Annotated in this window: 15 protein-coding genes; 4 read left to right on the top strand and 11 right to left on the bottom strand. The window is 56.7% G+C overall.

All coding sequences use genetic code 11. The features are described 5' to 3' along the window. Window positions 1-78 precede the first annotated feature (78 nt). The 3 genes from N655_RS0111905 (at window position 79) to N655_RS0111895 (ending at window position 2,674) form a co-directional block, all read left to right on the top strand. The gene (locus N655_RS0111905) at window positions 79-396 is read left to right on the top strand and encodes a tetratricopeptide repeat protein (RefSeq protein WP_026443174.1); all 318 of its coding nucleotides are present in this window, start codon (window positions 79-81) and stop codon (window positions 394-396) included. Between the two features lie 69 nt (window positions 397-465). Further along, complete coding sequence (locus N655_RS0111900; protein WP_026443173.1) at window positions 466-1,074, top strand: LON peptidase substrate-binding domain-containing protein; 609 nt, start codon at window positions 466-468, stop codon at window positions 1,072-1,074. Window positions 1,075-1,156: 82 nt separating this feature from the next. Next, the gene (locus N655_RS0111895; RefSeq protein ID WP_026443172.1) at window positions 1,157-2,674 is read left to right on the top strand and encodes a magnesium chelatase ATPase subunit I; all 1,518 of its coding nucleotides are present in this window, start codon (window positions 1,157-1,159) and stop codon (window positions 2,672-2,674) included. Between the two features lie 18 nt (window positions 2,675-2,692). On the opposite strand, the gene N655_RS18670 is transcribed toward N655_RS0111895, so the two are convergent. The 11 genes from N655_RS18670 to N655_RS0111840 are packed head-to-tail and all read right to left on the bottom strand — an operon-like array spanning window position 2,693 to window position 13,087. Then, window positions 2,693-4,009: an MFS transporter gene (locus N655_RS18670; protein WP_044934553.1), complete on the bottom strand. Its 1,317-nt coding sequence runs from the start codon at window positions 4,007-4,009 to the stop codon at window positions 2,693-2,695. Between the two features lie 50 nt (window positions 4,010-4,059). Next, on the bottom strand, window positions 4,060-5,112 hold the full coding sequence (locus N655_RS0111885) for a 3-deoxy-7-phosphoheptulonate synthase (RefSeq protein WP_026443171.1): 1,053 nt from the start codon (window positions 5,110-5,112) through the stop codon (window positions 4,060-4,062). A gap of 42 nt (window positions 5,113-5,154) precedes the next feature. Beyond that, complete coding sequence (lptB, locus tag N655_RS0111880) at window positions 5,155-5,883, bottom strand: LPS export ABC transporter ATP-binding protein (RefSeq protein WP_026443170.1); 729 nt, start codon at window positions 5,881-5,883, stop codon at window positions 5,155-5,157. Further along, a complete protein-coding gene (locus N655_RS0111875; protein WP_026443169.1) occupies window positions 5,884-8,262 on the bottom strand; it encodes an LptA/OstA family protein in 2,379 nt (792 codons plus the stop codon). Window positions 8,263-8,289: 27 nt separating this feature from the next. After that, window positions 8,290-8,904, bottom strand: coding sequence for a hypothetical protein (locus N655_RS0111870; protein ID WP_026443168.1), 615 nt, complete (start codon window positions 8,902-8,904; stop codon window positions 8,290-8,292). A gap of 9 nt (window positions 8,905-8,913) precedes the next feature. Further along, window positions 8,914-9,345, bottom strand: a complete 432-nt coding sequence (locus N655_RS18665) for a lipocalin-like domain-containing protein (protein ID WP_049961397.1) — start codon at window positions 9,343-9,345, stop codon at window positions 8,914-8,916. A 5-nt stretch (window positions 9,346-9,350) separates the two neighbouring features. Further along, complete coding sequence (locus N655_RS18660; protein WP_238324704.1) at window positions 9,351-10,154, bottom strand: ABC transporter ATP-binding protein; 804 nt, start codon at window positions 10,152-10,154, stop codon at window positions 9,351-9,353. Then, window positions 10,155-10,805: a molybdenum cofactor guanylyltransferase gene (locus N655_RS19915; RefSeq protein WP_155987581.1), complete on the bottom strand. Its 651-nt coding sequence runs from the start codon at window positions 10,803-10,805 to the stop codon at window positions 10,155-10,157. Continuing rightward, window positions 10,802-12,172: a dipeptidase gene (locus tag N655_RS0111850; protein ID WP_026443167.1), complete on the bottom strand. Its 1,371-nt coding sequence runs from the start codon at window positions 12,170-12,172 to the stop codon at window positions 10,802-10,804. The genes N655_RS19915 and N655_RS0111850 overlap by 4 nt, the downstream gene beginning before the upstream one ends. 47 nt (window positions 12,173-12,219) lie before the next feature. Next, entirely contained in the window at window positions 12,220-12,735 is a 516-nt protein-coding gene (locus N655_RS18650; protein ID WP_044934551.1) for a VanZ family protein, read from the bottom strand. 4 nt (window positions 12,736-12,739) lie between these two features. Continuing rightward, window positions 12,740-13,087, bottom strand: a complete 348-nt coding sequence (locus tag N655_RS0111840; protein ID WP_238324703.1) for a rhodanese-like domain-containing protein — start codon at window positions 13,085-13,087, stop codon at window positions 12,740-12,742. Between the two features lie 24 nt (window positions 13,088-13,111). On the opposite strand from N655_RS0111840, the gene dnaX reads away from it, so the two are divergent. Beyond that, window positions 13,112-15,061, top strand: a complete 1,950-nt coding sequence (dnaX, locus tag N655_RS0111835; RefSeq protein ID WP_349509487.1) for a DNA polymerase III subunit gamma/tau — start codon at window positions 13,112-13,114, stop codon at window positions 15,059-15,061. Window positions 15,062-15,091 lie beyond the last annotated feature (30 nt).

Below are 15,091 nucleotides of genomic sequence, written 5' to 3'. Positions count from 1 at the left end.
ACTCTTCGCGCAAACCTGGTTGCCAGCCTCGATGCAACACAAGACAGCGAAAAGAATTTACCCTGAGAACACCTCCGTATGGACAAAATCGCCACACTGAAAGAAATTCTTGCGCAAGATCCAACCAATGCCTTTGCTCGCTATGGTCTCGCTATGGAGTATGCCAGCCAGGGCGAGATAGACGCTGCTCTCTCTGAATTTGCACGGCTGCTTGCCGACCATCCTGATTACACAGCCGGCTATTTCATGGCCGCGCAGACCCTGGCCAGGGTCGGACGGAAGGAGGAGGCAAAATCTCGTCTGAAAGAAGGCATCGCTTCTGCCATCCGCACCAGCAATCAACATGCGCGCAATGAGATGCAGGCCATGCTCGATGAATTGGAAATGGACCTGTAATCCTTATCAAAACAAATTTGCCGCCAACCCGTTCCCCCATCACACAAAGTCAAGGATAATAACTTGGTCATGAAGGTTCCCTTGTTCCCTCTTCATGTCGTATTGTTTCCGGGAACGCCGCTGCCGCTCCACATCTTTGAAGAGCGCTATAAGGAGATGATCGGCGAGTGCCTCGCCCAGGGCAGCGGCTTCGGCGTAGTACGTGCGCAGCGCGAAGGTCTTTCTGTCGTGGGTTGCATGGCCTCAATTGTGCGTGTTCTGCATCAATACAGTGATGGCCGCATGGACATCTTGTGCCAGGGCGGTGAACGCTTTGAGATTGAACATCTCGACAACTCCCGGACCTTTCTGCAGGCTGAAGTCGATTTCTTTGCTGATGACGATGGATGCGAATCCACAAAGCATCTTCGGGAAGAGTGTCTTGCGCTGCATTTTGAAGTCCTCGAACTGGCCGGAATGGAACAGCCGCAGATCCACTTCGACCTGGGTGGGCCGATCGCGTTCCAGCTTGCTGCCGCCTTGCCCGCAGACCTGGGCTTTAAACAACAACTGCTCGCCCTGCGTTCTGACACAAAACGTACTGAGCTCCTCTGTGAGTTTTACAAAACCATGCTGCCCAAGCTTCGCGCTGGGGCCCATGCCACTCGCACTGCCGCTGGAAACGGCCGCATCATGTGACTTCCCATTTGCGCTCGTCCAATCTTTTCCTTTTCCCTCTCCCCAGCGCTTCAAAAAGGTCATACTAAAAGCAGGAGCAGCTATGGCGACCAATTCCCTGCCCAGGACCCTCGGAGCCTTGCGCAAGAGCGCGGAATTCGCAGAAGACCGCATCGCAAACCGCAGCGTAAAGCATGAATTGCGTGAAAATCTCATCGCCCGTCTCCGGTCAGGCGATCCCATCTTTCCGGGAATTATCGGATATGAAGATACAGTCGTCCCGCAGATCATCAACGCCGTACTCTCACGCCAGAACTTCATTCTGCTAGGCTTGCGCGGTCAGGCCAAGAGCCGGATTTTACGGGCGCTTACTTCGCTTCTGGATGAACAGATGCCTTACATCGCCGGATGTGAGATCCGCGACAACCCCTATAAGCCGCTGTGTCAGCGATGCCGCGATCTCATTGCCGAAAACGGAGAAGACACACCGGTGGACTATCTGGAGCGTGAGGAGCGCTATGTCGAGAAACTGGCAACACCGGACGTGACTGTGGCGGACCTGATTGGTGACCTTGATCCGATCAAGGCTGCACGTGGCGGACACCATCTTGCCAGCGAACTCACGATGCACTTTGGTCTGCTGCCTCGCGCCAACCGGGGCATCTTCGCCATCAACGAGCTGCCCGACCTCGCAGGAAAAATCCAGGTGGCGCTGTTCAATATCATGCAGGAGGGCGACATCCAGATAAAGGGCTACCCCGTGCGTCTTCCCCTGGACGTTGCACTGGTCTTCAGCGCAAATCCGGAGGACTACACTGCTCGCGGAAAGATCGTCACACCGCTCAAAGACCGTATCGGCTCTGAGATCCGCACGCACTATCCTGAGACACTCGAAGAGGGCATCTCCATTACAGCCCAGGAAACATGGAGCGAGCGCGGCCTGGGCCGAATTGAGATTGCCCAGTACATGCGTGAAATCGTCGAGCAGATTGCTTTTACAGCGCGTGAAGACAAGAAGGTGGACAAACGCAGTGGCGTCAGTCAGCGTCTGCCGATTTCAACCATGGATCTGGTCATCTCCAATGCCGAACGACGGGCTTTGCTGCACAAGGAATCCCTCATCATGCCTCGCGTCGGGGACATCTACGCCGCCTTGCCAGGCATCACTGGAAAACTGGAACTTGAATACGAAGGCGAAATGCGCGGGGCCGAAACAGTCGTCCGCGAAATTCTTCGTGCATCCATCGCAAAAATCTTTGATAAATATTTTTCTGCGACCAACACGCAGCAGATTGAGCAGTGGTTCAATCTAGGAGGCTCCCTCAGGTTTGACGACGACCAGCCCTCCCGGTCCATTGCCGCTGAGCTAAAACAGATTCAGGGGCTCATAGAAAAGCTGGCGCCGCTTGGTATCCATTCCAAATCTGACCCGGAGCACCTGGTGGCCGCCGCTGAATTTCTTCTTGAAGGCATGTACGCTCATCACCGTATCAGCCGCACAGAAGAGCGGGCCTTTATCGCTGCGGAAAAACCACAGCGCAGCCAATCGCGGATGGAACGCGATCTGGAACACGAAGTAGAAGACTGGACCCAGCGCCGCACACGACGAGGATTCAATTAGCGAAAAATCACTCGAACGCTAGAGCTGACGCACCTGTTGCGCCGCCTCTTCTTGCTCCACTTGCAGCAGCGATTCCGCCGTGAGCTGGTTGGCCTGCCTCAGACTGGGAAAAAAGACGCTCCACAGGCCCGTAATCGCCAGCGAGCCAATGCCGCCATAGATCACGGCCCGGACGGCCCCCCACCAGGACGCCGTTAATCCGCTTTCGAACTCGCCCAGTTCATTTGATGCGCCAATAAACAAGGAGTTGACGGCGCTGACCCTCCCTCGCATCTCGGGCGGAGTAGCCAGTTGCAGGATGGACGACCGGATAACAACACTGACCATATCAGACGCGCCTACAACGAACAGCGCTGCCAGCGAGAGCCATAGGTTTCTGGATGCTCCAAAAACGATAGTGGCCGCTCCAAAAATACCTACGCAGAAGAGCATCCTCGCACCGGCACGCCGCTGGATCGGCTTCCACGTTAGCCACATCGAAACAGTCAATGCCCCCACTGCCGGAGCGGCACGGAGCAGACCAAGGCCCCTCGGACCGGTGTGGAGCACCTCTTTGGCAAAGATCGGCATCAGCGCCGTAGCCCCACCCAACAATACGGCAAACATGTCCAGCGAAATGGACCCCAGCAGAAGCTGTGTCTTCCATACGTAGCGCAGTCCGGCCAGCAGCACCTCTCTGGATACAGCGCGATGCTCCATCCGCCCGGGCCGCACGCGCAGAGAAAACATGAGGGCAACAAATACGACCAGAGTGACCAGCGTGAATAGAAATACGGCGGCCGCACCCGCAATCCGATGATGCAATGGCAATGTATAAAGAATGCCGCCAAGCGAGGGACCAACTACATTCGCAATCTGAAACATGGTTGCTCCCCAGGTGACCGCATTCACAAAATGTTCCTTCGGTACCAGGTGCGGAATCAGCGCCGAGCTTGCCGGACCACTGAAGGCGCGTCCCGTCCCGATGAGGAACAGTACCGTGTAGATGGGCCACACCCGGTGCAGCCCATGCCAGGCGAAAAAAAACAAAGTAAGCGTACAGAAGATCTGGAGTGTGTAACAGACGATAATGACCTGCCGCCGGTCAAAGCGGTCAGAGACGTGCCCGGCAGGTAAAACAAAGAGAAGGCCGGGCAGAAACAATGTCAGGCCCGTGTATCCCAGATATAAGGCGCTGTTCGTAATCTGGTAAACCAACCAAGCAATGGCCAGCGTCTGCGCCTCTGCACCAATAATGACGAGCACACGCGCAAGCTGGTAAAGCCGAAAATCGCGGGACAAAAATGCAACGGCCCCGGAGCCGAGAGGCTGGGTACTTGGAGGCTGGTCTGCCATGCAGGATATAACTCTATGATACTTCCTCAGCCACACAGGCAAGGCGCCTGCTATCCCCTGGCCCTTACCGCAGCCGCTAGCTCGCCGAGAAGCTGGTATGTCTCCTGCCAGTCAATGCAGGCATCCGTAATACTCTGCCCATATACCAAGGGTTTGCCCGGAACCAGTTGCTGTGCTCCCGCTACCAGGTTGCTCTCCAGCATGACGCCCATGATGCGCCGATCTCCTGCGGCAATCTGTCCGGCAACATTGCGGCATACGGCCCCCTGTTTCCGGTGGTCCTTACCGCTGTTTGCATGACTGCAATCGATCATGATGCGTGGCTTGATCCCGGCTTTTTCCATCTGCTCAGCCGTCGTCGCCACGGAAGCCGCGTCATAGTTGGTCGTCTGGCGTCCGCCGCGAAGAATGATATGGCAGTCCGGATTCCCTGCAGTAAACAAGATTGCCGACTGGCCAGTCTCTGAAGTCCCGAGAAAGGTGTGGGGATGACCGGCTGAAACAATCGCTTCAATGGCAATTTGCACATTTCCTGAGGTCCCATTCTTAAAGCCCACCGGACACGACAATCCGGATGCAAGCTGGCGATGCACCTGGCTTTCCGTAGTGCGCGCCCCGATCGCGCCCCAGCTTACCAGCTCGGCCACATATTGAGGCGAAATCATGTCCAGAAATTCCGTCCCAGCAGGCACCCCCATTCCCGCAAGGTCCACCAGCAGATGGCGCGCTATACGCAACCCATCATTGATGCGAAACGACTCATCCAGATGTGGGTCATTGATCAGCCCTTTCCACCCGAGCGTCGTCCGGGGTTTTTCAAAATAGAGCCGCATCACGATCATCAGATCCTGGGAAAACTCTGCGATGGCCCCTTTCAGCAGGCCGGCATACTCACGCGCTGCCTTTGGATCATGGATAGAGCAAGGCCCGACTACCACCACCAGACGCCGGTCCTGTCCATTCAGAATCGCGGAAATCTCATGGCGTGCCTGAAATACCGTTGCACTTGCTTTTTCTGTGACCGGGATCTCCTCCTGCAAAAACACGGGAGGAAGCACAACCTTGGTTGCCTGAATACGTAAGTTATTCGTGGGATAAAACATGGGTCTTTATGTTTAATGTATCAGCGCACAGTACTGGCACGTTTAGTTCAAAGAAAAGCCCTCGCCCAGATATACCCGCCGCACCTCTGGGTCACTGCCCAGTTGCTCCGGAGTACCATGCCGGAAGATGCGGCCCTCATTAATGATGTAGGCCCGGTCTGTTACCGAGAGGGTCTCGCGCACATTGTGATCGGTAATCAGCACCCCAATCCCGCTCGCCTTCAGGTCATAAATAATTTCCTGTAGATCCAGCACCGCAATCGGGTCAATGCCGGAAAACGGCTCGTCCAGCAGGATGAAAGAGGGTTGAATGCACAGGCAGCGGGCGATCTCCACACGCCGCCGTTCTCCCCCGGAAAGTGCATATCCTCGTGTTTTGCGAATGTGCCCCAGATTCAACTGGTCCAGCAGCTTCTCCGTACGGGCACGCCGCAGCTCCGGCGTGAGCGACTGCACCTCAAGCACAGCCAGAATGTTCTCTTCCACGGTAAGCTTGCGAAATACCGATGGCTCTTGTGGCAGATAGCTGATTCCATACTGACGCGCGCGTAAATACATCGGGACCCGTGTGATGTCCTCACCATCTGCAAGAATGCGTCCTGTGTCAGGCGACACCAATCCGACGATCATGTAAAACGAGGTTGTCTTTCCCGCGCCATTGGGACCAAGCAGTCCCACTACCTCACCCTGGGAAATTTCGAGGTCTACGCCGCGGACGACCTGACGGCCTTTATAAGACTTTCCGATTCCATCGGTAGACAATTTCTGCATTTACTTTCGCGTGTGCGTTCTGGTGACCGCCGCGGACGCCCCGCCACTCACCTCGACGCTATCATCCTGGTCATTGAAAATCAACGCTGCTCCCGTCGTTGTGCCCTGCGCTGCGTCCACGATATACGGCGGATTTGACGAAGTACCGGTCAGCACATAGCGCCCGTCGGCGGCGGTGTACACCAGTTGCTCACCTTCTCCCTTTCTCCCGGGCTGCGTCAGCAATACATGCCCGGTGGCGACAATCTTTTCAATCTGCGACTGCTGACTTTGCTGTGTGCTGCCCGACGGCTTTTTCTCCGCCGATTCCAGAAAAAATTGGGCGCGGTCGGCGCGGATGGTCCCGTCTGGAGCAATGGCCACCACGTCTCCGGTAAAATCGCCGCGACGCTCTTTGTCAGAATAGACGAGCATCCGACTCCTGACGCGTACCACGCCCTGCTGTTTTTTTGACCCCATGACTGAGGCAATGGCTGTATTGACCGGGGCAATCTCGCCGGCTTCACCATAGGCCTTGAGCGTCTGCTGACTCTGGGAAAGCACGAGGACCGGTGCTGAAACCATATTTCCAGTCTGCTGCCACATCCTTGCATTTCCACGGAAGATACTGTCTCCGGAGGCGTGGTGCAACTCTGCTTGATCGGCCAAGATATGTGTCAGTCCCTGGCCACCAAGCATCGCACCTTGCGCCTGCTGCTTTCCATTTGTTTGCAAATCGGTGGCCTTCACACTGCCCGTTGCGGTCGCATCCCCAGAATCGCGATGGTAGTCAATCACCTGCGCCGTCAGGTCTATCTCGCCATTGTTCACATGCGGGTTCCCGATAAGGTGGACGACCTGATCGGCAGCGTGATACTCGGCCCGCAGCGCTGAGGCTTGCAGCACGGATGCGTCCTTTTTGCTCTTCGGAGGGACCTGCGTCAGGACAACATGACCCTCCTGAATGGCGGTCTCAATCCCGGCATTCTCCATATCATGGTCTTTCTGTGCAGCTCTTTTTTGCCGCTGGGTCTCGGCGTGGGCCTTGGCCATATTTGCAAAGGTCATGTGCAGCGTATCGCCAGAAGTCGTATTCACCGTGCCATCTTTGGCCGTGTCCACAATCTTTGTGTTCCCTGTACCGTCTAGTTGACGGACCGTACGTCCGCCCTCCAGCGTGGCCAGCAACTGGTCCCCACTCACCACAGTGTTCTGCTCGCTTCCTTTGGATGGAATGCTGCGGAATGTGGCTACAGCGCTTCCGGTGGCCAGCGCTTTTTGCGCGACCGCACTCTTGTCCGGCCCGGGAGCAAAGTCCACATCCAGCTTCGTCGCCTGGATCTGCCTCGTCGTCGATCCGTTCGGATCGTCCACCAGCTTTTGTTGCTCCACAAAACTGACCGCGTTTCGGAACTGCGCATGTTTCAGTGTGGAATTCGCTCCGAAGTCCAGCGTACCTTCGACCGCGTTGCCGTGCATCGTGCGTAAAGGATCGTGGTCGGTAAAATTGATTCCTCCTCCCATCAGCGCCTGTAGCGGCTGGCTCTTTGCATCCAGGTGGATGGTCGTAGTCTGGCAGACCGATTCCGCACCACTGTCCGTAATCAAATGGACATTACCCCGGGCGTCTATCTTTTCCGCCGAACCATCCTTGCGGAAATACACAATTGCCTGGTCGGCCTTGCTATGCGTGTTGCGGAACTCGGCCTCTGCATCAAGCAGAAAAGCCTGACGCGAATCCCTTAGCAGCTGCGCGTGGGCAGCGTGAACAATGGCAGGCTCGCCATTATCACTCGATGTCAGCTCCACCTGCCGGTCAAGTATCAATACTCCCTGTTTGGAGTCATAGCTGGCACCGACGGCCTGACCTGCGGCCTTGGGCAAATAAAACTCCACAAACTGGTCCGTGCTGGCGATGCCGGTCTTCTGATTGAAAACCATACCCCGCGCCTTCACGTGGATTGTGCCTCTCTCAGCCTCCTCCTCGCCTTCGCCCTGCCCCTCCGGAGATTCCAGATCAATCTGCACCTCACCTTTGGCTGAGGCGATTCCATTTTTCTGGTCATAATCAAAGTCGCTGCCATAGACGTGGTCTTCGCGGTTTGTTCCCGGAGGGCCGTACAGCGTAATCGCCACATCATGCAGAGTGGCATGGCCATCGCTGCTGAACTGCACTAGCCTGGAGGCGTGGATGGTAAACAGCGTGTGGCCCTTTTGCGACTGGGAATAGGTAAATCCGTTGGCTGTCCGCTGGATGTTCATGCCCAGCTTTGCCGGGAGGTCTTTGCCAATGTGGCGGACGCGATATCGAGCATACACCAGAAAACCGCTGACCACCGCCAACAGCAAACATGCTAGGGCCACGATGAGCACCCGCAGCCGCTTGATCGTGATGGTCATGATGAAATTATCGCAGCCACCATGCGATCAATTGACCTGTTGTAATCTCGCGATCAGCTTCTGCGCCAGGCTCTCGCCAGATTCTGACCACAGAAGGCGCGAGGAAATCCCGCAGTGCTGCTGGACCCCATTGGTAAAATCCACCAACATCTGGACATTTTCCTTGACCCTCTCGGCTGCCTCCGGATCAAGATCCAGATCTTCATAAAGAAACGCCGTGTCCAGACCAAAATCCACCCGGATCTGTCCATTCTGCTCGTAAGCTCCTTCATCAAATTCCGGTCCAAATCCGGCAATGCGCACCACGCGCGGCTCTTTACGCCAGATAGGGTCCAGACCCCCTCCTGTTTCCGGCGTCCATAGTTCCCAGGTCATCTCAAACTCATAGGCAAAATCATCATGAAGGAGTTCCAATGCGGCTGGCACCGCCTGTTCCGGGGCCGCGGCCTCGCCGTCCTCCTCGTCATAAATCCGCTGATATTGCGGGGCCTCATTCCAGGAAATCGGATAGGCAGAAGCAGAGCGCACCATGCGGTCGCCTCCTGCCAGGTTGAATTGGCGCATCACACCCAGAAGTGCAGGCCCAAGAGACGTCAGGCGAAAGTTCGGATACCACAGGCTAAGATACAGTTGATCAGCCATTTCTTTATTCTAGAGGACTTCTGAAGCCCTCACCCGCTGCCAAATGAGCTGCACGGCCATTCTTCCCTCGTCCGATAACACCGGTGGGGTCCGCAGTACCAGCTTGTCGCCTTCCAGCGTGTGATATCGGACCTGAGCCGTTCCCAGCCAGTTCGGGAAAAGACTGACTTCCACATGGTGGATGATGGTTTCCTCTCCCACAGTGTAAGGCCCGGCATAGGCAATATAATCGCGTCTGCGCGACGATGTTCCGTCCCGGCCTCTCTCCACACTGCGGCTTTGCCGGGCAGCACTCAGATTTCCACTCATGTAGCCTTCGGCGGAATACAACAAATATCCTGCAACCTCTTCGCCCCAGGGCCTTTCCACTCTGCCATCGTCATACAAAAATGCATAGTCCAGTAGCTTCCATGTACCCACAAAATTGGCCGCTTGCGCCATCCTGTCTACGCCTCCGGAAGGACAAGTTCGTCCAGCTCAAGAAACTGTCTTACTACCTCTTCCTGCGATTGTTCCATCTCTTCCATCGTCCCAAAGAAGACCGACTTGCCCTGATGCAAAAACAGCACTCGGTCCGCCAGCTTCTTGGCAAATCGCATGTCATGCGTGACGACGATGCTGGTCAGGTGCAGCTGATGTTTGAGCTTCTGGATCAGGTCCCCCAGCAGCCGTGCAATCAGCGGATCTACCATGGTCGTGGGCTCATCATAAAGAATGGCATCTGGCTGGGCCGCCAGGGCGCGCGCAATGGCAACACAGCGCTTCATCCCAGTCGAGAGATCGGAAGGAAGAAGATCTTTCATTTCAGCAACACCCACCATTTCCAGCAGTCCATTCACAATTTGCTGGATCTGGTCTTCGCGCAGCTCTCCTCGTTCCCGCAACGGAAAAGCGACGTTTTCCCCGACCGTGAGTGAGTCAAAGAGCGCCCCATTCTGAAAAACCATCGTCACCTTGCGCCGGATGGCCTGCATCTGCTCTTCGCCATATCCGCAGATGTCCTCCCCGGCCACCAGAATGCGTCCGGAATCCGGCTTGAGAAATCCCATGATGTGCTGGAGTGAGACTGATTTCCCTACTCCGCTGCGCCCCAGAATACAGAGCGTCTCGCCCGGAAGGACAAAAAAGCTGACGTCATCCAGCACCACATGGTCTCCGAAAGACTTGGAGACATGCTCAAAGGCGATATAGGGCTGCGGCCCTTTCTGGCCGTTCTTCTCTTCGATAATAATTTCAGGAACGCTGCTCAATCAGGCCTCTTCTTGTTTCTCCCCGCAGAAATCCCCTTCTCTTTCAACAATCTGCGCCAGGTCGGCTGTCGTATTTACATTCTTAAACCATCGATGGGCCAACGTCGCGCCTTTGCAATTTTTCGTCAGGTCCTTTCGCACAGCAATCACAGCTTCAGCACTGAAAAGGTCCAGATTGCTGCCCGCTGCCTCCATCACTGCGCGGACCACCCGGTATTCTCCGGAATCTAACGCCCTGCGGATTCCGCCCAGCAGTTCGCAGTGATAGACCGCACACAGAGGCATTGGCCGCCCTGCCATCGTTGGGATGGTCGCATATGCTTCTGTGATGCTTACACGCTCCTTCAGGTAGCGGAGGAAGGCCGCTGTCATCAGTGGCATGTCTACAGCTAAAAACAGGTTCCACTCACTCTTCCCAGTGCTCAGAGCTGCCTCGATGCCTCCCAGCGGTCCACACTCCCGATATCGGTCTGGAACAAAAGGAGCGAAGGATTGCAGATCGGGTCGCGAACCAGCAATCCAGGCTTCCAGCCCCGCCTCCCGCAAAAGATGAACAGCGCGCTCAACCAGCGGACGGCCCCGGTAGGCGACAAGGGCCTTGTCCCGCCCCATGCGGGTGCTACGCCCTCCTGCCAGGACATATGCGTTCACTTCGCCAGCTCTTCAAAGAACGTAATGATGGATTCAATTCCCCGATAAAAGTTTGCCAGGTGGAACTTCTCGTTCGGCGCGTGCAGATTATCATCCGGCAGCCCGAACCCCATCATCACGGTGGGGACCTTCAGATGACGCTCAAAATCACCGACCACAGGAATCGAGCCCCCGGAGCGAACAAACACCGCCTCAGTGCCCCAGACCTGCTTGAGCGCCCGGGTTGCCGCCTGAATGTATGGATTCTCAGTACCGACGACAATCGGATCCCCCGCGTGGATGAGTCTTACATCCAGTTCAATGCCCGCGGGCGTCAGCGACTCTACGTATCGCTTATATTGCGAAAAGGCCTCCTGCGGCGTCATCTCAGGGACGAGGCGCATAGAGATCTTCGCTGTGGCCTTTGCCGGTATGACCGTCTTTGCTCCCGCCCCCGTGAAGCCTCCCGGCATACCATGAACATCCAGCGTTGGTCGCGCCCACGTCCGTTCCAGCACGGAATAGCCTGACTCGCCAGTCAGTTGCAAAGACCCAATTTCCGTCTTCCGATAATGTTCCTCGTCAAAGGGCAGCCTCTTCCAGGCCTTCAGTTCCTCCGCATCCGGGGCCTTGACTCGGTCATAAAATCCCGGAATAAGGATGCGTCCGTCCTTGTCTTTCAGTTGCGCAATAATTTGGGCCAATGCCACAAAAGGATTTGGCGCTGCTCCGCCATACATGCCGGAATGCAGGTCCGTTTTTGCACCTCGCGCCTCAATCTCGGTGTAGATCATACCGCGCAGTCCCACACAGAGCGTAGGCAGCTCCGGAGCAAACATCTCTGTGTCTGACACCAGCGCGAAGTCGGCCTTCAATTGCTCAGGATGCTCGCGAATGAACTTTGCAATCGACTCCCCTCCGACCTCCTCTTCTCCCTCCAGAATCACCCGGACATTGACCGGCAGCCGTCCTTGATGGGCAGCAAACAATGATTCCAGGGCCTTGAGGTGCATATACATTTGCCCTTTGTCATCCACCGCGCCGCGGGCATAGAGATTGCCGTTGCGTTCGGTCGGCACAAAGGGCGGGGAGATCCACTCCTCCAGCGGGTCCGGGGGTTGCACATCGTAGTGTCCATAGCAGAGCGCCGTCGGCCTGCCTTCAGCGTGAAGCCAGTCCGCATAGACCAGTGGATGACCGGCGGTCTCCACCAGCCGGACATTCTCCATTCCGATGCGCTTGAGCTCAGCGGCAAGCCATTCGGCGGCCTTGCGCACGTCGCCCTTGTGTTCCGGCAGTGTGGAAACCGAAGGAATGCGCAAAAGCGCTTTTAGCTCTTCAAGAAAACGCGCGGCATGGGTGCGCGCATATGCAGCAGATGTCAGCATGGCCTCTCCTGTTTTGTGAACAGATGAGTATACGGAATGTTCTTGGTTTAACGCACAACCGGCACTGCTCCGGAAGAGGCACTGGCCCGGGATGACCTGACCTTCCAGACCGCAGTCAGCACCAGCAGAAGTATTAGATGGGCCATCACGGCCCCGGAAAAATCAATGCCTACGTCTACTGGAGAACTGGTCCGCCCGGGCAGGAAGGACTGGTGCCATTCATCCCACATGGCAAGCAGCAGAGTCGAGAACAGAGCAGGGAGTGCTGCTGCAACCAACAACCGGGCCCAATCCTTTCCGGGAGAGAATGTCGCTCGCCAGCCTTCAAAAAAGCCCAGGCTGACCAGACCGTATCCCACAAAATGCCCCGTTTTGCGGATATAGAAATGAATGACCTCCCATCGCTCCGGAGCGACAGGTCCAAAAAGTCTTTGCCACACGGGCAGGAGCCACCGGCTGGTATTGCCGGCGCCAAAGAAAATGGTAGATTCAGCCACGATGACCAGGATTCCGGCCATAGCCGGGATCCAGTGCAGAAAAAGCCGCAGCGCCGGTTTCTTCATAGCATCAATACCTCGGCACAGCCGGATCCACCAGCCGCGACCAGGCGTCAATGCCGCCGCGCAGGGACTGCGCCTGCTCAAACCCCTCGTTGCGCAGCCAGACGGCAACACTCATGGATCGCACTCCATGATGGCAGATCGTTACGATGTGTGCTTCCGGATCCAGCTCGCGATGTGCTCGTCCGGGCACCTCTCCCATCGGCATGAGAATGCTGCCTTCAATCCGGGCAAGAGCATACTCTCCGGGTTCCCGCACATCCAGCAGCACTGTCTTTTCCCTTTCGGGCCGCTTCAGAATTTCGGCCAGTTGAAAGGGAGTAAGCTCAAAATCCAGCATAAAGCCAGAATACATGTCCGGACAGAAACTCCGTAAAATTTGAGTCAGGACAAACGCACGGCCCTCATCACAGCATTACAATCGTTTTTCAGACTCATCATGGCGTATCAGGTCTTAGCAAGAAAATATCGCCCTCAGCGGTTCTCTGATGTGGTCGGTCAGGAACACGTCACCCGCACCCTGCTCAATGCTCTGGAGCAAGGACGCATAGCCCACGGATACATCTTCAGCGGCCATCGCGGCATCGGCAAAACCACCATTGCGCGTATCCTTGCCATGGCCCTCAATTGCCGCTCTGTTGCTGGATCTGCGGAGCGGCCCACCCCGGAGCCGTGTGGCGTCTGCGATTCCTGCAAGGAAATCCGGGCCGGCAACGCCGTGGATGTAATTGAGATCGACGCAGCCACAAACCGCGGCATCGACGAAATCCGTGAGCTGCGCGATGCCGCCCGCTACCGTCCCGCGCGGGACAAGTACAAAATCTACATCCTCGACGAGGCCCATCAGATTACAGACGCCGCCTTCAATGCTCTTCTCAAGACCCTTGAAGAGCCGCCCGAGCATGTCATTTTTATGATGGCAACGACGCAGCCAGAGGACTTCCCTCAGACCATCCGCTCGCGCTGCCAGCATTTCAGCTTTCACGCCGTCCGCTTTGAGGACATCCTGGGCCAATTGCGTGCCATCGCCGAGCAGGAAAACATTGCTGCCGGAGAGGATGCCCTGGCCCTGCTCGCCGAGGCCGGTGACGGCTCCATGCGCGACGCGCTTTCCATCATGGACCAGGCCATTGCCTCCGCTCCGGTCCTCAATGGACGCCCCATCCTGGATGCAGACCGGATCCGCGATTTGATGGGCACAGTTCCCAACACCGTCTTTGAGCGCCTGCTTGAGGCAGTCAGCGAAAACAATACTTCCGGCGTCATTCTCCAGGTCCATGCACTGCTCAATGCCGGAAACAGCCCGCAAGCACTGGCCCGTCAGTTCGTCCGCTATCTCAGAAACGTCCTGATGGCGCGCATCGCAGGCGAAAATTCTGAGTTGCTGCAAATCTCTGCCGATGAGCGCGCCCGCGCAGCACGCTCGGCAATGCTCTTTTCTGAAGAAGACCTGACCCGCTTCCTGCAAGTCATGCTGCGCACTTACGATGAGCTGAACTACCGGCAAGAGCAGCGCTTCCATCTGGAACTGGGCCTCGTCAAACTGGTCCATCTGCAACGCCTGCTGCCGGTCGAGGAGTTCCTCAGCCAGATGCCTTCGGGAAGCAAGTCACAGCCAGGCGGCAGCGCCTTGCCAAGGACCGCCTCCGTCCCGACCCACACTCTGTCTGCACCTTCCCCGGCACGTCCCACCGGCCCATCGCGTCCAGCAATTTCTCCTTTTGAAGCCGACCGGGAACGAAAGATGAGCAGTGAAAGTACGGCCGCGGCAGTCTCCGAAACGCCTGCCGCTCCCCGTGCGCTTACGCCTTTGGAAATTACATCGCAGGCCGCCTTCAAAGCCCCTGTTTCTGCCATCTCAGAAACACCTGCTGCGACCACCGAAGGCACTCTGGCTCTGGCCCCGGCCGCCACTCCCTCAGTGGATGCAGCCCCGGAAACAGATTTGGACCGCATCCATGAGGCCGTCTGCTCGGCCCTGGAAGAAAAAGGACACAACTCCGCCGCTCTCCTTCTGGATGAGGGCAATTGGACCCTCCAGGGAGACACCGTTCAGGTCGAGGTCACACGGACCAAAACCATGATCGAGCTGACCATGACTCAGGAGGCAGAAAAGATTGTCCGGAATACTCTGCGCGCCATCAGCGCTCCGCTCAAACTCTCAGTGGTTCCCGGAGAAAAGGGCGGCGCCAACGGAAACTCGCGCCCCCGGCGCGCCTCCGGCGGCTCGATCCAGGCTGTGGCCATGGAACACCCTCTTGTCAAGCAGGCGCTGGAGCTCTTTCAGGCAGAGGTGCGTAGCGTCCTCGACCTCAGGGACAAAAAGTAGCCCTCGGTCGCACGAAAGGTCTGTTCAAGG

Source organism: Pseudacidobacterium ailaaui, from assembly GCF_000688455.1.
In the GTDB taxonomy this organism is placed as follows: domain Bacteria; phylum Acidobacteriota; class Terriglobia; order Terriglobales; family Acidobacteriaceae; genus Pseudacidobacterium; species Pseudacidobacterium ailaaui.
The sequence above is the reverse complement of the archived record's forward strand: the minus strand, read 5'-3'. Positions and strand labels throughout refer to the sequence as shown.